Origin of the sequence: Streptococcus sp. HMSC064D12, assembly GCF_001837205.1 — a bacterium.
In the GTDB taxonomy this organism is placed as follows: domain Bacteria; phylum Bacillota; class Bacilli; order Lactobacillales; family Streptococcaceae; genus Streptococcus; species Streptococcus salivarius_D.
In genome coordinates this window covers 21,062-46,521 of record NZ_KV831736.1, presented here as the reverse complement: position 1 = coordinate 46,521, position 25,460 = coordinate 21,062, and the positions used below count along the sequence as shown (strand labels likewise).

Annotated in this window: 27 protein-coding genes; 3 read left to right on the top strand and 24 right to left on the bottom strand. The window is 38.5% G+C overall.

What is annotated here, in order from left to right:
* Positions 1-14: 14 nt before the first annotated feature.
* The 5 genes from HMPREF2697_RS03885 to glmS all read right to left on the bottom strand — a co-directional run bounded on the left by HMPREF2697_RS03885 (position 15) and on the right by glmS (position 4,617).
* A complete protein-coding gene (locus HMPREF2697_RS03885) occupies positions 15-866 on the bottom strand; it encodes an amino acid ABC transporter substrate-binding protein (protein WP_070849705.1) in 852 nt (283 codons plus the stop codon).
* 12 nt (positions 867-878) lie between these two features.
* Positions 879-1,508 carry an amino acid ABC transporter ATP-binding protein gene (locus HMPREF2697_RS03880; protein WP_070849702.1) on the bottom strand — a complete coding sequence of 210 codons (630 nt, stop codon included), beginning with the start codon at positions 1,506-1,508 and terminating at the stop codon, positions 879-881.
* Between the two features lie 8 nt (positions 1,509-1,516).
* Positions 1,517-2,158: an amino acid ABC transporter permease gene (locus HMPREF2697_RS03875; protein WP_014634576.1), complete on the bottom strand. Its 642-nt coding sequence runs from the start codon at positions 2,156-2,158 to the stop codon at positions 1,517-1,519.
* Positions 2,159-2,358: 200 nt separating this feature from the next.
* Positions 2,359-2,691: a zinc ribbon domain-containing protein YjdM gene (locus tag HMPREF2697_RS03870; protein WP_002891088.1), complete on the bottom strand. Its 333-nt coding sequence runs from the start codon at positions 2,689-2,691 to the stop codon at positions 2,359-2,361.
* Between the two features lie 117 nt (positions 2,692-2,808).
* Positions 2,809-4,617, bottom strand: a complete 1,809-nt coding sequence (gene glmS, locus HMPREF2697_RS03865) for a glutamine--fructose-6-phosphate transaminase (isomerizing) (RefSeq protein ID WP_002891089.1) — start codon at positions 4,615-4,617, stop codon at positions 2,809-2,811.
* Between the two features lie 207 nt (positions 4,618-4,824).
* On the opposite strand from glmS, the gene HMPREF2697_RS03860 reads away from it, so the two are divergent.
* Positions 4,825-5,733, top strand: coding sequence for a LysR family transcriptional regulator (locus tag HMPREF2697_RS03860; RefSeq protein ID WP_002891090.1), 909 nt, complete (start codon positions 4,825-4,827; stop codon positions 5,731-5,733).
* Between the two features lie 94 nt (positions 5,734-5,827).
* Here HMPREF2697_RS03860 and HMPREF2697_RS03855 read toward each other — a convergent pair whose 3' ends face one another.
* Positions 5,828-6,541: a glycoside hydrolase family 73 protein gene (locus HMPREF2697_RS03855; protein WP_013990492.1), complete on the bottom strand. Its 714-nt coding sequence runs from the start codon at positions 6,539-6,541 to the stop codon at positions 5,828-5,830.
* Between the two features lie 172 nt (positions 6,542-6,713).
* Here HMPREF2697_RS03855 and HMPREF2697_RS03850 point away from each other — a divergent pair, with 172 nt between their 5' ends.
* Positions 6,714-7,721, top strand: a complete 1,008-nt coding sequence (locus HMPREF2697_RS03850; protein ID WP_070849700.1) for a YeiH family protein — start codon at positions 6,714-6,716, stop codon at positions 7,719-7,721.
* Between the two features lie 54 nt (positions 7,722-7,775).
* Here HMPREF2697_RS03850 and HMPREF2697_RS10770 read toward each other — a convergent pair whose 3' ends face one another.
* The 3 genes from HMPREF2697_RS10770 to HMPREF2697_RS03835 all read right to left on the bottom strand — a co-directional run bounded on the left by HMPREF2697_RS10770 (position 7,776) and on the right by HMPREF2697_RS03835 (position 10,393).
* On the bottom strand, positions 7,776-8,087 hold the full coding sequence (locus HMPREF2697_RS10770) for a hypothetical protein (protein ID WP_013990490.1): 312 nt from the start codon (positions 8,085-8,087) through the stop codon (positions 7,776-7,778).
* 144 nt (positions 8,088-8,231) lie between these two features.
* Complete coding sequence (locus tag HMPREF2697_RS03840; protein WP_004182418.1) at positions 8,232-8,630, bottom strand: hypothetical protein; 399 nt, start codon at positions 8,628-8,630, stop codon at positions 8,232-8,234.
* Between the two features lie 218 nt (positions 8,631-8,848).
* Positions 8,849-10,393 (bottom strand): metal ABC transporter solute-binding protein, Zn/Mn family, encoded by a 1,545-nt coding sequence (locus HMPREF2697_RS03835; protein WP_004182417.1) that lies wholly within the window; start codon positions 10,391-10,393, stop codon positions 8,849-8,851.
* 157 nt (positions 10,394-10,550) lie between these two features.
* On the opposite strand from HMPREF2697_RS03835, the gene HMPREF2697_RS03830 reads away from it, so the two are divergent.
* Positions 10,551-11,372, top strand: coding sequence for a PrsW family intramembrane metalloprotease (locus HMPREF2697_RS03830; protein WP_049553749.1), 822 nt, complete (start codon positions 10,551-10,553; stop codon positions 11,370-11,372).
* A 55-nt stretch (positions 11,373-11,427) separates the two neighbouring features.
* Here the strand turns inward: HMPREF2697_RS03830 and HMPREF2697_RS03825 are convergent, their stop codons facing one another.
* From HMPREF2697_RS03825 to HMPREF2697_RS03755, 15 genes are all read right to left on the bottom strand, one after another.
* Positions 11,428-12,825 (bottom strand): C69 family dipeptidase, encoded by a 1,398-nt coding sequence (locus HMPREF2697_RS03825; protein WP_070849698.1) that lies wholly within the window; start codon positions 12,823-12,825, stop codon positions 11,428-11,430.
* A 17-nt stretch (positions 12,826-12,842) separates the two neighbouring features.
* The gene (gene whiA / locus HMPREF2697_RS03820; RefSeq protein ID WP_002891101.1) at positions 12,843-13,754 is read right to left on the bottom strand and encodes a DNA-binding protein WhiA; all 912 of its coding nucleotides are present in this window, start codon (positions 13,752-13,754) and stop codon (positions 12,843-12,845) included.
* Positions 13,751-14,725 (bottom strand): YvcK family protein, encoded by a 975-nt coding sequence (locus HMPREF2697_RS03815; RefSeq protein WP_004182414.1) that lies wholly within the window; start codon positions 14,723-14,725, stop codon positions 13,751-13,753. Before HMPREF2697_RS03815 ends, whiA begins: the two co-directional genes overlap by 4 nt.
* Entirely contained in the window at positions 14,722-15,612 is an 891-nt protein-coding gene (gene rapZ, locus HMPREF2697_RS03810) for an RNase adapter RapZ (RefSeq protein ID WP_004182413.1), read from the bottom strand. The genes HMPREF2697_RS03815 and rapZ overlap by 4 nt, the downstream gene beginning before the upstream one ends.
* Complete coding sequence (locus HMPREF2697_RS03805) at positions 15,593-16,363, bottom strand: DUF1003 domain-containing protein (RefSeq protein ID WP_004182412.1); 771 nt, start codon at positions 16,361-16,363, stop codon at positions 15,593-15,595. Before HMPREF2697_RS03805 ends, rapZ begins: the two co-directional genes overlap by 20 nt.
* A 126-nt stretch (positions 16,364-16,489) precedes the next feature.
* Positions 16,490-18,511, bottom strand: a complete 2,022-nt coding sequence (locus tag HMPREF2697_RS03800) for a CAP domain-containing protein (RefSeq protein ID WP_045768643.1) — start codon at positions 18,509-18,511, stop codon at positions 16,490-16,492.
* Between the two features lie 266 nt (positions 18,512-18,777).
* The gene (gene queF / locus HMPREF2697_RS03795; protein ID WP_003097375.1) at positions 18,778-19,269 is read right to left on the bottom strand and encodes a preQ(1) synthase; all 492 of its coding nucleotides are present in this window, start codon (positions 19,267-19,269) and stop codon (positions 18,778-18,780) included.
* Between the two features lie 122 nt (positions 19,270-19,391).
* Entirely contained in the window at positions 19,392-20,108 is a 717-nt protein-coding gene (gene queE, locus HMPREF2697_RS03790) for a 7-carboxy-7-deazaguanine synthase QueE (RefSeq protein ID WP_004182409.1), read from the bottom strand.
* Complete coding sequence (gene queD, locus HMPREF2697_RS03785) at positions 20,101-20,544, bottom strand: 6-carboxytetrahydropterin synthase QueD (protein WP_045768642.1); 444 nt, start codon at positions 20,542-20,544, stop codon at positions 20,101-20,103. Before queD ends, queE begins: the two co-directional genes overlap by 8 nt.
* Entirely contained in the window at positions 20,544-21,197 is a 654-nt protein-coding gene (queC, locus tag HMPREF2697_RS03780; RefSeq protein WP_004182407.1) for a 7-cyano-7-deazaguanine synthase QueC, read from the bottom strand. Before queC ends, queD begins: the two co-directional genes overlap by 1 nt.
* Positions 21,198-21,371: 174 nt before the next feature.
* Positions 21,372-21,752 carry a RidA family protein gene (locus HMPREF2697_RS03775; protein WP_002891112.1) on the bottom strand — a complete coding sequence of 127 codons (381 nt, stop codon included), beginning with the start codon at positions 21,750-21,752 and terminating at the stop codon, positions 21,372-21,374.
* Between the two features lie 108 nt (positions 21,753-21,860).
* Positions 21,861-22,268, bottom strand: coding sequence for a hypothetical protein (locus HMPREF2697_RS03770; protein ID WP_070849696.1), 408 nt, complete (start codon positions 22,266-22,268; stop codon positions 21,861-21,863).
* A gap of 26 nt (positions 22,269-22,294) precedes the next feature.
* A complete protein-coding gene (gene asnS, locus HMPREF2697_RS03765) occupies positions 22,295-23,641 on the bottom strand; it encodes an asparagine--tRNA ligase (RefSeq protein WP_002891115.1) in 1,347 nt (448 codons plus the stop codon).
* Between the two features lie 36 nt (positions 23,642-23,677).
* Complete coding sequence (locus HMPREF2697_RS03760) at positions 23,678-24,859, bottom strand: pyridoxal phosphate-dependent aminotransferase (protein WP_013990479.1); 1,182 nt, start codon at positions 24,857-24,859, stop codon at positions 23,678-23,680.
* Positions 24,860-24,863: 4 nt separating this feature from the next.
* Entirely contained in the window at positions 24,864-25,346 is a 483-nt protein-coding gene (locus HMPREF2697_RS03755) for a cell wall elongation regulator TseB-like domain-containing protein (RefSeq protein ID WP_070849694.1), read from the bottom strand.
* Between the last annotated feature and the right edge of the window lie 114 nt (positions 25,347-25,460).

Sequence of the window (25,460 nt, the reverse complement as noted above, 5' to 3'; positions counted from 1 at the left end):
ATGTTGTTATCCTTCTATTTTTTCCCTTTAACTTGGTCGGTGGCAACATCTTCGCCAAACCATTTGTCAGAAATCTTTTGGAATTCTCCATTTTTATAAAGAGTTCTAAATCCTTGATTGATTTTTTTGATCAGTGTCTTATCTGCTTTACGAGCACCTACAGCAAAGCTTTCACCTTCATAACCAGCAGGCATAACATTATACTGATCCAGAACCCCTGATTTTTCTAAGTAGTAATTAGCATACACACGGTCAATCAATAGACCGTCAATACGTCCACTATCAAGGTCAATCAAGGCTTGAGTAAAGGTCGAATATTGGACTGCTTTTTGGTTGGCAACGATATCCTTCAAAATCTTCGGAGAAGCATTGAAAGCATCATAACCGGAAGACCCTGCTTGGGCACCTAAGGTCTTACCTGACATTCCAGCAACAGAATCAATTCCCGAAGACTTTTTGGTTACCAGTACTTGTTCATTGACCATATAAGGTTCCGTGAAGTCCGCAGACTGCTTACGCTCATCCGTGACCGAGTAACCATTCCAAATGAGGTCAATTGTCCCATTCTTCAGTTCTGTTTCTTTCATATCCCAGTCAATAGCCTGCCATTCAACATCGATACCATACAATTTAAAGACTGCAGTTGCAAGATCAATATCAAAACCAACATAGCTACCATCCTTTTCCTCATATCCCATAGGAACAAAGGTTGCATCAAAACCAATTTTGATTTTCTTTTCTTTGGTATAGGTTTGCCACTGATCTTTCTGAGTTGCAAAATGTGAGCGCGAGCTGCAAGCTGATAGCGCAAACAAAGGCAAAATGACAAGACAGCCAAGCAAAATCGTTTTTACTATTTTTTTCATGGAAAATCCTCACTATTTTGGATTGATAGTGACAATCTCATCGGCGATGTGTTGTGCAAACTGCATATCGTGAGTGATAACGATTTGCGTAATCCCAGTCTCACGATTCTGCAAAATCAATTTCTCCACTTCTTGACGCAACTCAGGGTCAAGAGCTGATGTTGGTTCATCATAGCCGACAATTTTCGGATCAATCATCATAGCACGCGCAAATGCAACACGTTGTTTTTGTCCCCCAGAAAGAGAGTAAGGATAAGCATTTCCGTGAGCTCCAAGGCCTAAACGGTCAAGCAGAGCTTGAGCTTTTTTCTGAGCATCCTCCTTAGACATTCCCATCGTCTTAATTGGCGAAAGCGTTAGATTGTCTATGACTGTTAAATGTGGAAACAGTTGGAAATCTTGGAAGACAAAACCGAGCAAATTACGACTTTCCATCTGATCCAAAGGAATCTCTTCATTTTCATAAATAATTTGTCCTGAATCAATGGTTTCAAGTCCTGCTAGCATACGCAAGAGAGTCGTTTTACCACCACCAGATGGTCCGACAATAGCTAAGATTTTTCCCTCTTCGACAGTTAGGTTATAGTTATCAAAAATTTTGTGTTGACCAAATTGCTTGGAAATATTTTTTAATTCTAACATAAGGTCTCCTATTTATAATAGTTGAATTTCTTTTCGATGTTTTTCGAAGCCACAGTCACAACACCCACAAGGATAAGATAAATAGCTCCGGCCACAAACATCGGTGCTAAGGTCGCATCACGGTTCGCAGCGGTACGACTTTCCAAAAGAAGGTCTCCAACCCCAAGAACATAAACCAATGATGAATCCTTAACCAAGTTAATAATCTCGTTAAAGATACTTGGCAAAACAATCTTGACTACCTGAGGAAGGATAATGTAGCGGATGGTTTGGAAAGGACTAAGTTTAAGCATTTTTGCTGCTTCGTATTGTCCTTTCGGAATAGCCAAGATTCCTCCACGGAAAATCTCTGCGAAATAAGCTGCATAATTAAGTGTAAAAGCAAGAATAGCAGCTGGTAGACGATCAAAGACAATCCCAACACTTGGAAGAACGTAATAAACGAAGATCAATTGTAAAAGGAGAGGCGTTCCACGCATAATCCAAACGTAAAGGGTTAATAACCAATTTAAAGGTTTGAATTTAATCTGCATTAAGAAAGCAAGTACAATCCCTAATGGAATCGACAGTACGATAACAATGAAAAATACTTGAAGTGTGACTACCGCACCGTTCAAAAGGGCTGGTAATACTTCCAAAACGTATGACATATAAACTCCTATAATTATTTAGTATTATTGAATATTATACCAATTTTTTTGAAAAAATGATATAAAATTTTGAAAATAGTAAAAAGGAGTGTGACTAGACCCAATTTTCAAAATGAGTTCATAATCACACTCCTGAGAGACTTAAATAGTCTGTCCTGAGAAACAAACAATACTTAATTCTAGCATCCCTAAAGCTTATTTTAGATTTTCTTAACAAATTCAGATTTAAGTTTCATAGCGCCAAAACCATCAATCTTACAATCAATGTTATGGTCACCTTCAACCAAACGAATATTTTTAACACGTGTACCTTGTTTAATATCTTTTGGCGCACCTTTCACTTTCAAATCTTTAATAACTGTAACAGTATCACCGTCAGCAAGACGTGTTCCATTGCTATCAAGAACCACAAGTCCTTCTTCTTCTGCAACTTCGTTTGGATCCCACTCATAGGCACATTCAGGACATACAAGCAAGATTCCATCTTCATAAACATACTCTGAGTTACATTTTGGACAATTTGGTAATGACATAATTCTCTCCTAAGATTGTGATATAGGTACTATTCTACTTTAGATTTCCTAATTAAGCAAGGGTGAAAACGATAAAAACAAACAACATCCCTTACACTGTAAGAGATGTTAGTATTTTTATTCAACAGTAACTGATTTAGCCAAGTTACGTGGTTTATCAACGTCGAGTCCACGATGGAGTGTTGCAAAATAAGCAATCAATTGTGTCGGTACAACCATTGAAATTGGTGACAAGTAAGGGTGAACATTATTAAGAACGATGTCATCACCTTCTTTAGCAACATTTTCCTCAGCAATAGTCAACACTTTAGCACCACGAGCAGCTACCTCTTGAATATTACCACGAGTGTGGCTAGCAAGAACAGCGTCAGACAAGAGCGCAATAACAGGTGTACCATCTTCGATCAAAGCAATCGTTCCGTGTTTCAACTCACCTGCTGCAAAACCTTCACATTGGATATATGAGATTTCTTTCAATTTAAGACTGGCTTCCATAGCAACATAGTAATCTTGACCACGACCAATATAGAAAGCGTTACGTGTTTCTGCAAGAAGAGCTGCCACTTTCTCGTCAATAACTTCTTTTTCAGAGAGTGTTGATTCGATAGATTGTGCTACAAGTGACAATTCATGTACCAAGTCGAAAGCTTTAGCTTTTTCATTACCATTAGCTTCACCGACTGCTTTAGCCAAGAAGGCAAGAGCTGCAATCTGAGCGGTGTAAGCTTTAGTAGAAGCTACGGCAATTTCTGGTCCAGCATGAAGAAGCATTGTGTGGTCAGCTTCACGAGAAAGGGTAGACCCCGGAACGTTTGTCACTGTCAAACTTGGAATACCCAACTCGTTAGCTTTAACAAGAACCTGACGGCTATCTGCTGTTTCACCTGATTGACTAATAAAGACAAAGAGAGGTTTCTTGCTAAGGAGTGGCATACCATAACCCCATTCAGAAGAAATACCAAGTTCAACTGGTGTATCCGTTAATTCTTCAAGCATCTTCTTAGAAGCAAAACCAGCATGATATGATGTTCCTGCCGCAAGAATATAGATACGATCAGCCTCTTGAACAGCCTTGATAATATCAGCATCTACAGTCACTTGCCCCTTGTCATCTGTGTAGGCTTGGATAAGCTTACGCATCACTGTTGGTTGCTCATCGATTTCTTTGAGCATGTAGTAAGGGTAAGTGCCTTTACCAATATCAGATAGGTCAAGTTCAGCTGTATAGCTATCACGTTCTTTTACATTGCCATCATAATCTTGAACTTCAACACTATCAGCTTTCACGATAACTAACTCTTGATCGTGAATTTCCATGTATTGATTAGTTTCGCGAATCATAGCCATGGCATCTGAGCAGACCATGTTATAGCCATCACCAAGACCAATCAAAAGTGGTGATTTGTTTTTTGCCACGTAAATTGTTGAGGCATCTTCAGAATCCATGAGGGCAAAGGCATATGATCCACGGATAATGTGAAGAGCTTTCTTGAATGCTTCAAGAGTTGACAAACCATCTTCTTCAACGAATTTTCCAATCAAGTGAACTGCAATTTCAGTATCGGTTTGACCTTTGAAATGGTGACCAGCAAGGTATTCTTCCTTAATTTCAAGATAGTTTTCAATAACACCATTGTGAACCAAAACAAAACGTTCTGTTTCTGAGCGGTGTGGGTGAGCATTGTCCTCTGTTGGTTTACCGTGAGTTGCCCAACGAGTATGTCCAATACCGGCTGTGCCTTCTACTCCTTCAGTTTTAGCAGCAAGTTCCGCAATACGGCCAACAGCCTTAACCAATTGACTAGATGCATCGCCCGCTACAAAGATACCAGCTGAATCATAACCACGGTATTCTAGCTTTTCAAGTCCTTGAATCAAGATATCAGTTGCATTTGTGTTACCTACAACACCAACAATTCCACACATATTTTTAATAATAACCTCAGATCAAAGAGGTCATGTCTCCTTCATTTAAAATTGGTATAGTCAATAAGCTCTTTAAAAAGCTTAACGAGGACAGTATATTCCATATATTTGACATTGTCAAGCATAAAAATTGGTATAGTCCTAAAAAGACTTTTTACTCGCCTCTTATCCTAAGGAATAATCCTTAAAATATGCTATAATAAGGCTATGCGAATTCAACAATTACATTATATTATCAAAATCGTCGAAACCGGCTCAATGAATGAAGCTGCAAAACAACTTTTCATTACGCAACCAAGTCTTTCAAATGCTGTTCGTGACTTGGAAAGAGAAATGGGAATTGATATCTTTATCCGTAACCCTAAGGGAATCACCTTAACCAAGGATGGCGTTGAATTTCTCTCTTATGCCCGTCAGGTAGTGGAACAAACGAATCTCTTGGAAGAACGCTACAAGAGTCATACAGAGACACGTGAATTGTTTAGTGTTTCCTCTCAACACTACGCTTTTGTTGTCAATGCCTTCGTCTCACTTCTCAAAAGAGCTGATATGACACGTTACGAGCTCTTCTTACGTGAAACACGTACTTACGAAATTATTGAGGACGTTAAGAACTTCCGTTCAGAAATTGGTGTTCTCTTCCTTAACAGCTATAACCGAGATGTCTTGACTAAGATGTTTGATGACAACCGTCTCACATATACCAGTCTCTTCAAAGCTAGACCGCATATCTTTGTCAGCAAGTCAAATCCATTGGCTAAGCATGAAGTTGTCTCTTTGGAAGATTTAGAAGACTTTCCATACCTTAGTTACGACCAAGGGATTCATAATTCCTTCTACTATTCTGAAGAGATTCTCTCTCAGATTCCCCATAAAAAGTCCATCGTGGTTTCAGACCGCGCGACACTCTTCAACCTATTAATCGGTTTGGATGGTTACACCATTGCTACAGGTATTTTAAATAGTAATTTGAATGGTGATAACATTGTCTCTATCCCGCTTGATATTGATGATGAGATTGATATTGTTTACTTGAAGCATGAAAAGGCAACCCTCTCTAAAATGGGAGAAAAATTCCTAGATAACCTCGTTAAAGAAGTCACTTTTGACAACTAATAGATGTTAGTCCCCAGCACAGAATGTTGGGGACTTTTTATCACCCAAACTATCCAATTTAGTGCACAAAAAAAGAGCCTTTCGACTCTCATTGTTATTTATAATTTTTATAGCTTGCCCAAGCCTCATCTATAGATAAGGTCTCAGCATCTGTATATGAGCCCCTATAGCTGTTCCAAACAAGGCCACTTGTTGAACCAGTTGCTTGGGTAACTGGAGCTTGATCATAGGCAGTCAAACCATAGTATGCAATAATGCTATTTAATTTAGAAGCGTAAAGACTGTCAGTTGCATAAGTTCCTGTCAATGCTTGAGTGGCATCTGCATAACTACTTGTATTTGATTTCCATGTGCCAGCATAAGTTGATGACGTCATCAAAGCAGCATAATCGGCTAAAGAATCGCTTAGACTTCCATAAGAACGGAAAGGTTCATCAATCTCATAAGTCTTCCCTGTACCATCGTCTTCCCATGTACGCATGGTCACAGAATTCCCATTATAAGTGCCTTTAATCCCGAAGAAGTTGTAATAAGGAGCTTGACTCAGACCTGACTGACCTGAATTTGATTCCAGAATGGCTTGAGCAATTAGAACAGAAGCATAGATATTGTAATCTTGACCAATCTGTCTAGCAGTCTCTCCGATATTATCAATAAAAGCCGTCGTAGTTTGATTGTAAGCAGCTTCAGCTTTAGCATTAACACTGTTATCATTTTTTCTATCTGTTGTAAAAGCTAGAACCAAAAAAAGTGAACACATAAAAGCTCCCACGGTAAAAATCATATACTTCTTTAAATGACGATACATACAACCCTTCCTTCATAAGATTTTTGATTATAATATTTTAATACTATTCTATCAGAAAAACTGACAAGTCGCAACTTTCAGAACTATTTTCCTTGATAAATAAAGCAAACATCACCTTTACATCATATTTATAATAAGCTATAATATAGTCAAATTTTAAGGAGATAGATGAATGAAAATAAAAGAATTCTTACCCGGATTAAGTATTGCAATACTTATATCTCTCCTAGCATGGTTCCTTGGAAACTTATTCCCTATTATTGGTGGGCCTGTCCTTGGTTTATTTATAGGACTTCTGCTAGGAATTATTTTAAGAGATTCTCAGAAACTTAAAGCAGGAATGCAATTCACTTCTAAAAAAGTATTACAATACGCTGTTATTCTTCTTGGATTTGGACTAAATCTTTCCCAAGTCTTTAAGGTTGGCGTAACATCACTTCCCATTATTCTAGTGACTATTACTACGGCACTGCTTACTGCTTATGTCGTCCATCGCGTGTTCAAGCTAGATAGTGAAATTGCTACTTTAGTAGGTGTTGGTTCCTCTATTTGTGGGGGATCTGCTATCGCTGCAACCGCTCCTGTAATCAAGGCTAAAGATGAATCTATTGCAACAGCAATCTCTGTAATTTTCTTTTTTAACATCTTAGCGGCTTTACTCTTCCCTCACTTGGGATCCTGGTTGGGACTTAGTAATCAAGGCTTTGCCATATTTGCTGGAACAGCTGTCAACGATACTTCTTCTGTAACTGCTACAGCTAGTTCCTGGGATAGCTTACATGGAACATCCATTCTGGAGCAGGCGACAATTGTTAAGTTGACTCGAACACTTGCTATCATCCCTATAACTCTTGGGCTTTCTGTATGGCAGTCGCGAAAGAACAATACAAAGGAAGCATTCTCGCTAACCAAAGCAGTGCCTAACTTTATCCTTTGGTTCCTTTTGGCCTCACTGATTACAACTGTTTCAATGTCACTCGGTGTAACACCTGCCGTCTTTTCACCTTTAAAAGACCTTTCGAAATTTATGATTATTATGGCAATGACAGCTATTGGTTTCCAAACAAATCTCAAAAAACTAATCACTAAAGGAGGCTCAGCACTTCTAGTGGGAGGAGTCTGTTGGTTATTAATCAGTCTTGCTTCTCTTCTCATGCAAAAGGTATTAGGACTTGGGTAAAAGACATCTAAAAAACTCACAATCTTGCTAAGTTTGTGAGTTTTTATTATAGAATCATTTTTTATACTCAAAGACATAGGTTTGAATAACCTTGTCCCCATCGTTTGTTACTTTCAAATCAACTTGATAACTTTTAGTTTCACCGCTAATATCCTGAACCCTATAAACACCGTCTTTTTTTACTGATGTAGGTGCCTGTCCAGAATAATGTTTCACATCAATATGTGAAGAACCATCTAAAGACAAAGGCATAAGCCCGTTTAGAGAATAGAGTCCATAAAAAATAAGGCACAAAACACTAAGTGAACTAAGGCTCACCAAATAATATTTCAAAAAATCCCCTGATTTCAACCCCTGATTACTCACTTCTTCATTATTTTCCTTTAATTTAAGAATCTTTTTATTAGAGCGTTATCAAATTTATTCTACATATATTTGGAGATTTTGTCAAATTATTTGATGTTTATAATCTAAATTGTAAATCCATTACAAACTAAAAACCGTTAAGGACTAACGGCAATTTTTTATTTCTGAAATAACGTATTCAAGACGGCTATAGAGACCAAGTAATAAGTCGTAACTTCGATTTTCATTTTCTTTCAAAACAGTAAAAACTGTTGTACTATAGGTAAATTCAAAGAAGTCATCTAATTCCTTGAGCCAGTCATCAATAACCCCTAAATTTTGATCAATGATTGCAAACAAACTTGGTTGATACCAGATTGTACCTTCGATATAAAGGTTTTTGTCAGATAATTTAGATAGGGATACTTTCAAGTCAGCAAGCTCTCGTTTAGCAAGATTCGGTTCAATCTTTAAATCAAAAAGCAAGCGTGCATCATGATTTAGAATATCGAGTTCTGCTTGAAGCAGTTGAATATAATGTATCGCTACTAAATACTGGTTCATGGGTCTCTCCTGGTCATCTGAAAATCGTACTATTATTGTACCACTAAAGAATGAAAAAATGTAGTAATTATTTAATTTTTTACAGGATTTTTTTAGAAAAAATACCATGCTTTAAATTTCTGTTTAAAAATAATGACACTAGCAATTTTCTAAGAGTTTAAGAAATGAAAGATTTTTTAAAAAAAGAAAAACACTCACGAATGAGTGCAATTCTAGTATTAATGACTAACCATTTCTTGGGCAATTTCCAAACCACTAAGTTTTCCAGGATAGTAAGTTGGCCAATTATCCATCTCTTTTAGAATCTCATCTTGGCTACTATTACCAAAGAAAATATGGAAATGTGCTGAAGTTGTTGGATCTATTTGATGATCTGAAAATTGGACATATTGGTAAGGATTGTCAGCAGCTTGACTGTCAGTTGCTGTGAAGAGATAACGGACACCTTTTTTACCAGAAGCATAAGTCAAAATCTTATAACCATCATAACGATAAGTGTGTGTCACGCTACTTCCATCATTCTTTGTGAAAGTCATGGTCATCTTTTTACCATCAATAGCAATTTTAGAAACATCTGTTTGATAGCCCTTAGTGTAGTATTCTTTGTACTCTTGTGCGGTTTTATCCTTATTCAATAGAGATTTGTATTCAAATACTTGATCTAAAGTACCATCTTGGAGGTAAGGATAGACCGATTGCCACTCACCAGACCAATCAGAAAGTTCTCTATCTTTAACATCTTTATCATCAAAGTAACCATTTTGGACTGTTTTCTTATCATCACTTCCTGTTTCAGGTTGGATAGCTTTCCCTTCAACATCTGTTGTTAAACGAAGATTCTTTAGGTTCTCAGTCATAACACTGACATAATCTTCACCTTTTTTCAACTGTTCCTTAGTTAGTGATTCAATTGGATTTAAAACTGCTGTCTTAACTCCTACTTCATTAGCTAAGGTTTTGGCAACGCTACTTGAAGCATTTTCCTCAAAGTAGATATAGTTAATGTCATATTCTTTGACATACTTAGAAAGGCTAGCGATACGTTTTGCAGATGGATCAGATTCAGCTGAAACACCTGAAATTGGTACTTGTGTCAAACCGTAATCTAAAGCAAGGTAGGCAAAAGCTGAGTGCTGGGTAACAAAACTTTTCTGTTTCGCTTGACTTAAGGCTTCAGTATACTCCTTATCCAAAGTCTTTAATTTTTTAAGGTATTTCTCAGCATTGGTTGTAAAGACTGCTTTTTTATCTGGGTGTTGAGCAATCAAACCGTCCCTAATAGTTTCAACTAATTTTTGAGAACGTTTAGGTGAGAGCCAAACATGAGGATCATATTCGTGGTGATGCTCTTCTCCACCGTGATCATGATCTTCTTCCTCTATTCCAGGTAAGAGAACCATGCCTTGACTTGCCTTAATGATTTTTGTATTTTTAGTGTTGATAGACTTTTCAACTTTTGGAACCCAGGTTTCCATATTTTCATTTAGGTAGACGAAAGTATCTGCTTTTTCAATGTCAGCGACATTCTTAGTAGATGGTTGAAAATCGTGGGCTTCACTACCAGCGGGAATAAGATAAGACACCTCTCCCTCATCGCCAACAACCTGCTTTGTAAATTCATAAACAGGGTAAAAGCTGGTCACAACCTTCAAGTCGCTATTTCCTTTTGAACCGTGGTGACTAGTCGTATAATAAATACCTGCACCAGCAGCTAAAACAACTGCTGCTATTCCTGCTAGGCCAAAAATGCGTTTCTTTTTCATGATATTCCTTTCAAAATACTTAACCAGTTAATAGTTTACTGGTTAAGTATATCACACTTCATTTATTTTGCAAGTACTAAAATAAAAAAATTGAAATATTTCGATGAAAAAGAATTATTTGATATACTGGAAATATCATTTGGAAAGTAGGTTATACATGTTTCGTAAATTAACCCTATATCTTTTTTTATTGCTTGCATCCATTGGCCTGACTTATGATACACAATCATACACCTCAGGTGCCTTGTCTGGTTCAGCATACGGTATTATTGGACTATCAACACTAATTGCCTTATGTTATATCCTACCAGGAATATTTCTGGTTCGATACTTAGGTAAGAGATGGCAGGTGAAACCACTTGTTCTCATATTTGCTCTAATTGGTGGAGTCTTTATTACAGGATGGATAGCTGGTTATGCCAATACCATTTCTCACGACTGGGTGACTGCTCATCTTTCTTCAAAGAGTTTCTTCTACCGCTTTGAGGATGCCCTTATGGCCCCCCTAGTTGAAGAACCCCTCAAACTAGCTGCTTTTCTCTTTGCTATCTATATGGTGCCAACAAAAAGTTACAAGGGACTCTTGCTAGTCGCTATTACGGCAGGTCTTGGCTTCCAGATTAGTGAAGATTTCTCCTATATTCTTTCAGATTTGCCTGATGGTTTTTCTTATACGGTTTCAGGGATTCTTGGTCGAACTATTGGTGCTGTATCGTCTCACTGGCTTTACACGTCCTTCCTTGCTATAGGGCTAGTCCTTATATGGCGTTCACGTCAAAAACTCATTAATTCCAAGTACAGTCTTATTGGTATTCTTTATGCTTGCGGTGCTTTTGCGGCACACTTTGCTTGGAATTCACCTCTTCGAAATTTAGAAAGCGATTTGCCATGGGCATCAGGCCTTCTCATTTCAGTCAATCTTTTCTTTTTCATTACACTTTATCAGATTCTCTCGAAACTAGATGAAGAAAACAAGTAATGTTTAGAATACTAAAAAACCTTTCCAATTTTATGGAAAGGCTTTTTTGATGACTTTAATCACTCATAGAAAAACGATTGGTCATCAAGTTACTTGCATCATCTAAGACTTTTGCCAATAGTTTATCTGTTTCTGACTGAATCTTATCACTAATTTTTTGATTTTCTGCTTCAAAATCAATACTTTCATCATTAGCCAAAGCGGTATCAACATGATTAATCATGGCATGGCCAAGAGCCATAGTTGTTTCTACATAGGCATCTAAATCAGCTTCATGCTGTTGGAAATGAGGATCACAGATAGCAGCAATCAAGCGATTACTCCAGTAGAAATTACCTGTATCTACTTTATCAGTTGTTTGACGGAAATAAGCAGGTGTTGTTCCGACCTGAGTCCAGAATGGCACCATTGTACCGAATGGCATTGATCCATAGGCTAACCACTGAATACCAGTTGTTTCTGATGGTTTGTTAGGACGCATTTGCAAGAGAGCTGTTTGACTAGTACGGTTAATACCGATTGGACGGAATTGGCGTTGACTTACCGCATCTCCTTGAGGTCCATAAGGGTCATAAGGTGTATCTTGGTAATGAAGACTCAAAACGTATTTAACATCTTCAACTGTAATTTTACGGTATGGTTTTTGGCACCATGGAATAAAGAATGATTTTGGATCATAGTCTTTTTCTGGGTTCAAAAATTTCTGCATAGCCCAGGCACGTGGTGTATTATAATGACGATCCTTATCTCGTTGGCTACCAAAAGCATAACGTGGATTAAAGTGTTCATTAGAATAAGTCAAATCTAGGTGATGTTTATTAATGAAGTTTCGAATGTCTGGTGAGGCAAGATAGTCGTCTGGATTTTCAAACTCATAGTGATCGATACCAAGTTGGTTTGGGTTAGTTACATAGGCATCGTCTGGAACACGTCTTGCAATCCAATGGTGACCACCAATTGTTTCCAACCACCAAATTTCTTCAGTGTCTGAAAAAGCAATACCATTTGACTCATAAGTTCCGTAAGTTTCAAGGAGTTGTCCCAAACGAAGGACACCTTCACGCGCCGTCTTGATATATGGCAAGACCAAAGTCAACATATCCTCTTCTCCAAAACCATCTTTAACAAGAGGATCTGCACCGAGAACACGCGCATTGGTCGTGATTGTTTCTGTTGCACTCATGGCAACATTAGCTGAGTTAATACCAGCTTCACCCCAAATACCGTCTTTCCCAAGCGCATCTGGGACAGAAGTATAACGTAGAGGATTATCTGGCAAATCAATTGAAAAATTGCTAAGCACAGACTGGTAATGACGCGGTTGGTCTTCAGGGGGCACGACGAGAAATTCTTTAGGCGTAAAAACGCCTGATTGAGAATCCTCAGTACGTGCAATCATGGTAGAGCCGTCATATGAGGCTTTCTTACCTACTAAAATCGTTGTACAAGCCATAAAAGCTTCCTTTCTACTTACAAATCGTCCGCAATCTTATTGATTTTTCTGAGACGATGGTTAACACCACTCTTGGTCAGAGGAGGTTCTATACTATCTGCAATCTGCTGGATAGAGTAATCTGGGTTGGCAATACGAAGTTGGGCAATTTGGCGCAGCTCCACCGGTAAAATCTCCAAGCCAACCGTATCCATAATCTTGATAATATTATTAATTGTTTTCATGCTAGCACTAATCGTTCTAGCAATATTAGCTGTTTCCGCATTATTGGCACGATTCAGATCATTTCTGGTTTCTCGCATAATTTTGACCTCTTCGAAGACATCCTTAGAATTCATTGCACCAATAACAAGGAGAAAATCCATAATGTCCTCAGCTTTTTGAAGATAGGTCACAAAACCATTTTTATGACTCAAAACCTTGGCATCGAGCATAAATTTTTTCATGAGAGAAGCTAAATCCTCTGCATGGTCTTGGTAAACGGAAAAAATTTCTAATTGATAACGTCCCTTTTCAGGATCACGTACTGTTCCAGTCGCCAAAAAAGCGCCTCGTAAATAGGATCTTCCAGCTTCGTCATCTTCCATTACTGATGTTTCAATACCTGTTTCAAAGCCAAAGAAAGAATCTGCCAATTGTAAATCGGACAAAATATCATTGACATGGTCAGCGACAAAAACCGTGTAAACACGATTTTTCTTGAGATTAGTCTTGTTGTGATGTCTCAATTCAGGATTACTCTGATAACGACTTTCCATTAATTGGTAGATATGTCGCGCAATCTTTGCATTTTCTGTTGAGATGGAAAGAGTCAAGCCTTGATTAGTCAATCCAACCGAACCAGACATCTTAATCAATGCTGACAACTCAGCCTTGTCTTTGCTTGAAGCAGCAATTATCTCTTCTTTAACCTTAATTGTGAAACTCATGACTTGTTCCTCACTAGATGCATGAGCTCATCCACTACCAAGTCACCATGGTGGAAGGCACCACCATTTTCAAGTCGCAAAAAATTAGAAGACACAACTGTTTTAGCTTCACGACGTAAGCCCTCAAAATCATGCTCAACCTGAACAAGGTATTCATCAAATTTATTACTAGCCATGTATTCCTTAGGCACTTTCTTGATGTTAACTAAGACATTGTCAATCACATCAGAGCCAAGATGACGATTAAGAACAGCCACATGGTCGGCATCTGAGAATTGCTCCGTTTCTCCGTACTGAGTCATAATATTACAAATGTACGTGACATCAGCCTTGGTCTCGATAAGAGCCTGACGAATCTCTGGTATAACTAGGTTGGGCAAAATCGATGTATAAAGAGATCCAGGACCTAAAACAATCATATCACTATTCATAATAGCATCTACAACCTTACGACTGGCCTTAGGCTCTTCATCATTATAGGTATTGGTCACATAAACGCGCTCAATCATGCCATCGTACTGGGCAATACTACTCTCCCCTGCTACTTCATGACCATCTTGAAAAACGGCATGAAGCGTCAAGGCTGTCTCACTAGCAGGATAAATTTTGCCTGTAACGTGGAAAAATTTCGTCAGAAGCTGCATGGCATTATAGGTAGAGCCCTGCATTTCTGAAATTCCAGCGATGATTAGATTTCCGAGTGGATGACCAGCCAAAGCACCATCGGTTTTATCAAAACGATATTGGAAAACTCTTTCATAAAGTTTAGGCATATCACTCATAGCTACCAAAACATTACGCAAATCCCCTGGAGGTGTCAGTTGCATGATATCACGCAAATCTCCCGAAGAACCGCCATCATCAGCTACAGTTACCACAGCAGTGATATCAACATCCTTATAACGCAAACTACGAAGAATGACTGGGATACCAGTTCCCCCACCTATTACTGTAATTCTTGGTTTTCTCATGAACGATTCACTGTCTCCTTACGTCGATCCTTATCACGATGTGTTTCATTGACTGTCCAATCATTTTTTAAATCTTGGGCCAGACGATGTGCAAAAGCTACACTACGGTGCTGACCACCTGTACACCCAACAGCAATAGTGAGAACAGACTTACCTTCTCTTTTGTAGCCAGGCAAGATTGGTTTAATAAGCTGTGTCAAGTGATTGTAAAACTCTTCTGATTCCTTATGGTTCATGACATAATCAAAAACCTCTTTATCCAAACCTGTGAGGTTACGAAGTGCAGGATCATAATAAGGATTTGGCAAGAAACGAACATCAAAAACCAAATCTGCATCCAATGGCAATCCATATTTAAAACCAAAACTCACAACTTCAATACGGAAAGAAGATTGGTCTTGTTCAGATGAGAACTGTTCAGAAATAGCCTTACGCAGCTGGCGTGGTGTTAATTCTGTCGTATCAACCACGTTCTGACTCAAACTCTTAAGCGGTGACAAAAGCTCACGCTCTAGCTTGATGCCATCCAAAACACGGCCATCTGCTGCCAGTGGGTGACTACGACGTGTCTCTTTATAGCGAGAAACCAATTCACCATCCGTGGCATCCAAGAATAGAATCTTGAAATTAAGTTCCTCATTGCTTTCCAATTTATCCAGAATATCGTTGATCTCATCGAAGAACAAGCGACTGCGCATATCAATGACAAGAGCAATCTTATCTGTCTCTTCACTATGTTTTACCAATTCGATAACCTTAGGTACCAAAGAAGGTGGCATATTATCAATGGTGAAGTATCCAATATCCTCAAAGGATTGAATGGCCACAGTCTTACCTGCACCACTCATCCCTGTTACAACAACTAAATTAATTTTTTTCGTTCCCATGAGACTCCCTTTCTAGTCTTTCTTCTTTCAAGGCACGAATATCGTCTGACATCTTCTCAACTTGTTGGCTAACCCCCATAATCATTTCTGTCTGCAATTTTTGAATTGTCAGAAGATCTGATTGGTCTTGTTGAACCAAGTGGTCAATTTTTTCATGAAGAAGTCGAATTTCTTCCTTAGACTGGGTATTGACGTGATAGTCGTTACTCGCTTGTAAACGGTCATAATCCGATGCTCGATTCTGACTCATCATAATCAATGGTGCCTGAACGGCCGCTAAAGTGGACAAGGCCAGATTCAACAGAATAAATGGATACTTATCAAAGGCAATCCCAAAAGGTTGAACAACATTAAGCCCCATCCAAATAGCCATAAAAGCAACGAATGACAAGATAAAAGTCCAAGATCCACCAAATCGGGCCACTTCATCCGCTACTTTTTGACCAAAAGTGATCCTACTATCCAATTGTTCTTGGATGTCTTGATCCTCGTACAATAAACTCTTGGTCACATCGTGAACGGTTTCCCGAACATGTTCGTTTTTCTCATTAGCATTAGCAATAACTTCATCAAGAAAAACTAACCTATAATCCAAAAGACTGATATTACTAATAAAATCATGTCCTCTTAAATCAGGGTAATCTTTTTTCAAAAGTATTTGCAAACGACTATTTAGACGTTCGAAATAGGAGCCATCGGTTTCATCGAACCACTCTTTAGAGATATAATCCTGAACTCTCTTAACCTGCATATTTTCGCCTTCTTTCTAGGCTCTATTATACCATATTGAAAGCTTAAACGTTCAATAGATAAAGGAAAAGAGTCCAAGACTAACCTCAGACTCCTCCATTATTGTGACAATTAATTAAAACTCTTCTTATTGATAATTTAAAGTCCAGTAGTAAGTACCGTCACCAGCGACAACACAAGCTACTGCTGCTTGAGTAGCATCTGGACTCATGAGAAGTTCACGAATACCACTACTCAACCATTTATTGGCTACAACTGAACCATCAGATTCACGACGGTAAACAATACCATCACTGTTGTAAGTGTGTGAAATATCTTTGGCATGTGGAAGAGTTGTGCTATTGTAAAGATCATCAGACCATGTAAGTGCTGGCAAACCAGCAGCTGTACGTTGAGCATTGATTTCATTAAAGGCAGCCTTAGCTGAGTCCACTTCAACATAATCAGAGTTTTCAGTTGGTTCTACATGATAAACAAATTTAACATAACCAAATTCAACGTCTTTATAATCTTTGTCATCAACACCACTCTTAAGGTTGGCTGTAATCACATAATCACGTGCCCAAGCACTGCCTTTAGAAGCATTGAAGTTATCAACATCTTCAATTTCCCAAGTTACCTTACAATCCCAACCAGAATTATCTAAGAATTTTGGAGCAAGATTCTTGATAACATAATCTTTGAATTCATCCACATTTTGGAATGGCAAAGCTTCACCTGCTTTACCAGTACCAACGACATTTTCAGAATACAATTTAACACTTGAAGCGTTATCATCATACATGTATTCATCGTTTCCTGCTGGTTTGTGGAAGTCTGGGTCAAGCTCAGGGTCATCATTGGCAGTAGCATTGTAGAGTTTCCACTTTCCATCAACCCATTTGTAGTAACCATCGATACCACGCGCATTTTCTTCATCAGTCATAGCCACACGGTAATAATATGTACCGTTGTCATCTACAAATCGTGGATCTGAGTACATACGATAATCTGTTGGTGGCAATGTTGGTTTTGGCAACTTATCATAGTCAATGTTTGTTTCAGGCGCATATGGTGGTTTTTCAAGTTCAGGAGCTTCAGAACTTGTTTCTGATGTTGAACCTGTCTCTGAAGTTGCTGCTGAAGAAGATTCAGACGTTACAGCAGAGCTTGAGTTACCAGTCGATACTGCTTCTGAAGTTGAATCTACTGTTGAAGCCCCTTCTGAGCTACCCACTGAGGTTGAATCTACTGTTGAAGCTCCTTCTGAGCTACCCACTGAAGTTGAATCTACTGTTGAGGCTCCTTCTGAGCTACCCACTGAGGTTGAATCTACTGTTGAGGCTCCTTCTGAGCTACCCGCTGAAGTTGAATCTACTGTTGAAGCCCCTTCTGAGCTACCCACTGAGGTTGAATCTATTGTTGAGGCCCCTTCTGAACTTGCAGATGAAGTTGAGGCAACGGTTGAGGCCGCTTCTGAACTTGCAGATGAAGTTGAACCTACGGTTGATGGTGCTTCTGGGCTTGCTAATGACGTTGAATCTACAGTTGAAGTTGTTGGAGCTTCAGAATCTGTGCTTGAAGCCTTAACAAGTACCCACTTACCATTTGAATAATAGTAATAATCGCCATTATCTTTCAAATAATAGTGAGTACCATTTTCATAACGGTAGTGAGGGTCATTTCTCAAAACCTCATAACCTGTCGTTGGTGTATTGTTAGAACCACTATTGTTGTTATTATAGTCACCACCACGAACCCAACGACCGTTATAGTTAACATAGTAGCTACCATCACTCAAGATGTAGTACAAATAGCCATTGCTATAGCGGTAAGTACCTGATTCGTTGTAGTTGTTGTAACCAGGATTATAGTTGTTATAGCCATAATCATAGTTATAATTATAGCCATAGTTATAGTTTGGATAGTAATTATTGTAACCGTAGTTATAGCCATAATTGTAATTATAGCCTGGATAATAGCCATTGTATCCGTAGTTATAACCATAGTTTGGATAATAGTTGTTATACCATGGATTATAAGAATAGTTATTATAGTAACCTCGGCCATAATAACTATCGGCCTGTGCACGATTATTACCAACAACCGTTGGTGCTAGTATGGCTGCCCCCAGAACAGCACACGAAATTAAACGTAAACTTTTTCTCATTGTTTTCGTCCCCTTTTTTAAAAACAAATATACCTTTTATAAGCAATCGCTTACATTTCTATTTACACCTTAATTGTAAGAAATAAAACTTCTATTGTCAAATTATTTTAATAATAGAAGTTTCTAAGAACAGACCAATGAAAAACTAACAATACCCTTACTTTTCATTGTAGAAAATAATTCATCAGGTTTCTTTTACGCCCTAAAGACAGGTGTTTAACCAAGAAAAAAAGCCCATTATTTGCATAAGGACTTTTAGCATAATATTAACGATTATCAATATTTTCTGGGTAAAGATCGTGATTAAAGAGACGTTGCTCTGCCATCTTTTCATACTTAGTTTCTGGACGACCGTAATTATAATAAGGGTCAATCGAGATACCACCGCGAGGTGTAAATTTACCCCAAACTTCCAAGTAACGAGGGTTCAAAAGCTCCACCAAATCTTTACCAATGGTATTAATACAGTTTTCATGGAAGTCTCCGTGATTACGGTAACTAAATAGGTAAAGCTTTAGAGATTTAGACTCAACGCAAAGCTGGTCTGGAATATAAGAAATATAAATACTGGCAAAATCAGGTTGCCCAGTAATAGGACAAAGTGACGTAAATTCTGGACAGTTGAATTTGATAAAGTAATCATTATCAGTATGACGATTATCAAAAGACTCCAAGACTTGTGGAGAGTATTCAAAAATATAAGGTGTCTCCTTATTACCAAGGAGAGTGAGGTTTTTCATTTCTTCTTGTTGTGACATTTTTCTTCCTTTGCTGTTAATTTTTATAGACCTTTATGTGGTCAATTTTTAATCTAAATTTCTAATGTTAATCATTAAAAAAGTAAAAATACTATCAATTCTAAGCTTATAGAATGTGAAGATTAGACACCGCGCTCATTATCATAGAGTAGAGTATGAAGCTGAGGGAGAACACGCACATTGCCCCACGAGTCGTCAGCGGCTACTGTCTCCCAAAGCTCTTTGAGGCGATCTAATTGATGTTGGACAATATTACCTTCTGCTTTCGGTTCAGGATTACCAGCCGAAAGAAACATGACATCTGGCTGATAACGTTCTTGAATCATTTTAGCAAAGGCTAAATCATCATCGTCGAAAACAGGAACCTTAAAGGTAACTTTATCAGGATCAAGTTGTGAAACAATAAAGTCAAGGGTTTCCATATTGACTTCCATCTTGGATGATGGTGGTTTAGGACTTAAGGTTACTTGATCAATATCCTTTAACCACTCCTGCCAGCGAGAACCCTGTGTCTCAACGGCCAAAGTTACTCCTCTAGCCTTGAGTTTTGAAACGAGTTCAGCCATATTTGCCGCTAAAAGAGCTGGGTTCCCTCCAGAAAGAGTGACATAGTCGTAAGTTCCTAGCGCATCCAAAGCTTCAATAACTTCATCAGCTGTCATACGTGTTGGCTTCTCTGACCCATCCCAAGTAAAGGCAGAATCACACCAATCACAATGGTAATCACATCCTGCTGTCCTTACAAACATGGTCTTTTGCCCGATAGCTCGGCCTTCCCCTTGAAAGGTCGGTCCAAAAATTTCAAGTACTGGCAGTTTGAGTACACGTTCTCTAGTCATCCAACCACTCCCGTCTAAACTCTGCGAAGGCTGTTGGTGTTTCATAAAGACGCACATATTCCAAACGAAGTCCTCTCTCCTCTGGCAAATGTTGACTCGTCGTCTGGAAAATCCAGAAAACCATATTTTCCGCAGTTGTATTCATATAAGGCAATGTCTCATTGAGATAACGGTGATCTAAGTGAGGTTCCAAATGGTCCTTATAAATGCGCTTAAGGTCACCAAAATCATAGGTCATGCCACGCTCATCCAAGTAGCCACTTACTGCAATCTGAAGATGGTAGGTATGACCATGAAGTGATTTACATTTACCTTCATAATTAAAGAGATGGTGGGCAGCATCAAAAGTAAACTCTTTAGAAACCATTGTACGGTGAGGATTGTAAACCAAGGACTCACCTGTTTCTTTTTTGATTTCTTTCGGTGCAAAGAACATTAAGCTTCTCCTCTTTCTGCTAGATATTTTTCAAGACCTTTTTGACGTAAGTGGCAGGCAGGGCATTCCCCGCAACCAGTTCCAATAATACCGTTATAGCAAGTTAGTGTTTTTTCACGAACATAGTCAAAAGCTCCTAGTTGGTCAGCCAAAGCCCAAGTCTCAGCCTTATCCAACCACATGAGTGGGGTTTGGATAACAAAATCATAGGCCATGGCTAGATTAAGTGTGACATTAAGCGATTTGACAAATACATCACGACAGTCTGGATAACCAGAAAAGTCTGTCTCACAAACACCCGTAACAATATCAGTAATACCACGTTGCTTAGCTAGAACAGCTGCAAAAGAAAGGAAGAGATGGTTACGCCCGTCCACAAAGGTATTAGGAACTTCACCTTCTTCTGCCTCAATCTCAATATCAGATGTTAAAGCATTTTCAGTAATTTGACCAAGCAAAGACATGTCCAAAACATGGTGTTTAAGCCCTTGTTCTTGCGCAATCTCTTTAGCTACTTCAATTTCCAAGCTATGACGTTGTCCATAAGCAAAAGTAACTAATTCAACTGTTTCATAATGTTTTAGAGCCCAAAATAGGCAAGTAGTAGAATCTTGACCGCCACTAAAGACGACCAAAGCTGATTGACGTTTCATAATATTCCTCTTTATTCGTGATGTCTGAGACACATAAAAAGGCCCCTTGGGGGAGCCAAAAAAACGCCAGTAATGGTTTTTTTTAGCGATGGTGTCTCCCAAACATCGAAAATGATTTATCTTTAATAGTCTATCATAGTTGAGAAAAAAAGAAAAGAGCCAAGGCTCTCTTCATTAATCAATCTCAGCGATAACTTCGATTTCAATTTTAACATCTTTTGGCAAACGTGCCACTTCTACCGCAGAACGTGCAGGGAAATCAGATGTAAAGGCAGTTGCATACACTTCGTTAAATGGAACGAAATCGTTAATGTCACTTAGGAAGCAAGTTGTTTTAACAACGTGATCAAAGTCTGTACCTGCTTCTGCCAAAATAGCACCAACATTTTTAAGCACTTGTTCTGTTTGTTCTTGAATTGTTTCACCAATGATTTCACCTGTTTCTGGTGACAATGGCACTTGACCAGAAGCAAACAAAAGATTGCCTACGATTTTACCTTGAACATAAGGTCCGATTGCTGCTGGTGCTTTATCAGTATGAATAGTTTTTGCCATGATAGTTCTCCTTTGACTAATATGTTGCTATTATAACAAAATATTCTGAAAATTGAAATATATAATTCCAAAAAGAAAAGAATCAGCGCTAGGCTAATCCTTCTCCTACTATTTCAGATACTTTTTAACATAGCTATAGTAGTCTGGTTTATCTTTTTTATTAAGTGCAAAGAGCATTTGACCCTTAAGAGGCTCTTTCTCATCATTTGGTTCTAAAAAGAGAGCAACCTCTTTGGATTTAGTTGGGAAAAATACTGTATAAGACGTTTCTTTTCCCTGATCTTTTACTTTTAGCGAATAATAGGTAAAGGCATCTTTAGACTTGGGACCATCAACTGTATAGTTATAATCCTGCTCACCAATCTTGACCTTATCTTTCTTAAAGACAATCGTATAATCCTTCTTTAAGGCATCTTGTGCCTGCCAGTCACCCTCTAGTGAGGGAGCAGACATGCTACAAGCTACCATTGAAACCATACAAAGTAAGGCCAAAAGACCAAGTAACCATCTTTTCATACTTTTGCACTCCTAAAGAATTTTACTTATGGTTTGATACGGTGCAACATACGTGGGAATGGAATAGCTTCACGGATGTGTTTTGTTCCAGCTACGAAAGTAACCATACGTTCAATACCGATACCAAAACCACCGTGTGGTACTGAACCATATTTACGAAGGTCAAGGTAAAATTCGTATTCTGAACGGTCCATTCCGAGTTCATCCATTTTAGCTACAAGAGCATCGTAGTCATCTTCACGCATTGAACCACCAATGATTTCACCATAACCTTCTGGAGCCAAAAGGTCTGCACAAAGAACGCGCTCAGGATTACCAGGAACTGGCTTCATGTAGAAGGCCTTGAAGCTTGCTGGATAATTAACAACGAATGTTGGAACACCAAAATAGTTAGAAATCCAAGTTTCGTGTGGTGAACCAAAATCATCTCCATGTTCGAGGTGCTCGTAATCAGTATCTTCATCATTTTCATGCGCTTGAAGAAGATCGATAGCTTCATCATAAGACACGCGCTTGAATGGCTCGGCAATGTATTTCTTAAGAAGATCCACATCACGTTCAAGGATTTCAAGAGCTTGTGGCGCACGATCAATAACACCTTGAATAAGCGCTTTAACATAAGCTTCTTGCAAATCAAGTGACTCATCATGTGACAAGAATGAATACTCAGCATCCATCATCCAGAACTCAGTCAAGTGACGGCGTGTTTTAGATTTTTCGGCACGGAAAACAGGACCAAAGTCAAAGACACGACCAAGAGCCATAGCACCAGCTTCAAGGTAAAGCTGACCAGATTGGCTTAGGTAGGCAGGTGTACCAAAGTAATCCGTTTCAAACAATTCTGTTGAATCTTCAGCTGCATTTCCTGACAAAATTGGACTATCAAATTTGATGAAACCATTTTTATCAAAGAATTCGTATGTTGCGTAAATAATCGCATTACGAATTTGTTGGACAGCCATTTGTTTACGTGAACGCAACCAAAGGTGACGATTATCCATCAAGAAGTCAGTTCCGTGTTCTTTTGGTGTGATTGGGTAATCATGTGACTCACCGATGACTTCTACTGCTGTCACATCCAACTCGTAACCAAATTTTGAACGTTCGTCTTCTTTAACCACACCGGTCACATAAACTGATGTTTCTTGGCTAAGACGTTTAACAGTATCAAATTTTTCAGTACCTTCTTCTTCACCGTATTTCTCGATGAAGTTAGGTTTGAAAGCTACCGCTTGGAAGAAGGCAGTTCCATCACGCAATTGAAGAAAGGCCAATTTCCCTTTACCTGATTTGTTAGCTACCCATGCACCGATAGTGATTTCTTCGCCCACGTGTTTAGGCACATCAATAATTGAAACTAATTGTTTAGACATGTAATTACTTCTCTTTTCTTTTGATCTATATTAATTCTATTTTTCCATAAAGGCTTTGATTCGGCGGACTGCTTCTTTCAAAGTATCCAAGTCTGTTGCATAGCTAAGACGAATATTTTCAGGTGCGCCGAATCCTGCACCTGTTACCAAAGCGACTTCAGCCTCTTCAAGAATAGCGTTTGTAAAATCATTAACATTTGTGTAGCCTTTAATTTCCATCGCTTTTTTAACATTTGGGAAGAGGTAAAAGGCACCTTGAGGTTTGATGACTTCAAAGCCAGGCACTTCAGCTAGGAGTGGATAAATCGTATTCAAACGTTCCTCAAAAGCTTGACGCATTTCTTCGATCGAAGACTGATCACCTGTTAAGGCTTCAATCGCAGCATATTGAGAAACTGCTGTAAGATTTGATGTCGTTTGACTGATAATCTTAGCCATACCTGAAATAATTTCTGGATCTCCGACAGCAAAACCAACACGCCAACCTGTCATAGCATAAGTCTTTGAAACACCATTAATCACAATTGTTTGCTTACGAATGGCATCTGAAAGACTAGAAATTGGAGTAAAGGTGTTGCCATTATAGACCAAACGACCATAGATATCATCTGCCAAAATCAAGATATCGTGCTCAACCGCCCAGTCACCGATTGCTTGCAATTCTTCCTTGCTGTAAATCATTCCTGTTGGATTTGATGGAGAATTAAGCAAGACAACTTTGGTTTTTTCAGTACGGGCCGCTTCAAGTTGTTCAACCGTTGCTTTAAAGTGATTAGCTTCAGTCGTTTGGAAAGTGACCGGAACACCTTCAACCATTTTAACTTGGTCTACGTAAGAAACCCAGCAAGGTGTTGGAATAATGACTTCATCACCAGGATTGATAACCGTAGCAAAGAAAGCATATAAGATAAACTTCGCACCAGTGCCGACAACAACCTCATTTGGTTTTACAGCATAGCCATAGAAGTTTTCCATGTAAGTGCTAATCGCATCCTTAAGTTCTGGAAGTCCAGAAGCTACGGTATAGAAACTTGCCTTACCATTTTCAATAGAAGCAATAGCAGCATCTTGAATATTCTTAGGTGTTACAAAATCTGGTTCACCAAGTGTCAAACTCAAGATATCACGTCCTTGAGCTTTAAGAGCTTTAGCACGCGCACTGGCAGCTAAAGTAACACTTTCTTCCATTTGTAATACACGATTTGATAATTTTGTCATTTCATTATAGTCCTTCCACTTTAATAACCTGACCTGAGATAAAATCAACCAGATAATACTGGGTTCCTGACTTCACTTCCCAAATAGGAGTTTTGCCATATTTTCCTAGGTGGACATAGGAGATATCCTTAGCACCATAGGCTTTAGCAGCTTTCTTAGCCACTGACTTACTTATACCATCAGATTGCTTGTAGATATCAACCTCACCTGAATGATGACTCACAATAACAGCCAGTTTCTCACCTTGACCAGACTTTCCAAGAAGTCCGTAATAGGTAGCCTCACCATGGTAGATATCAAATTCAGTAACAGTCTTAATATCTGCTTTGCTCTCTGCTATGGCAATAACCTTCTTTTCGGCGTCTACATAAGGCTTAGTCGCTACAATAAGAATAGCAGTCAAAGAGGCAATTAAGGTCACAACGATTACAATTATTCCAAAAATGAACTGTTGCTTTTTGGTCCAGGGTGAACGTTGTTTACGCATAATGCCTCCTAAAAAAGTTTCTGAATTTATTATATCAGAAAATGATAAATCTTTACATAGCAATATAGCTAGTATTGAACAATTAAGTCTATCTTTTTTATAAGTCAGTAAAAT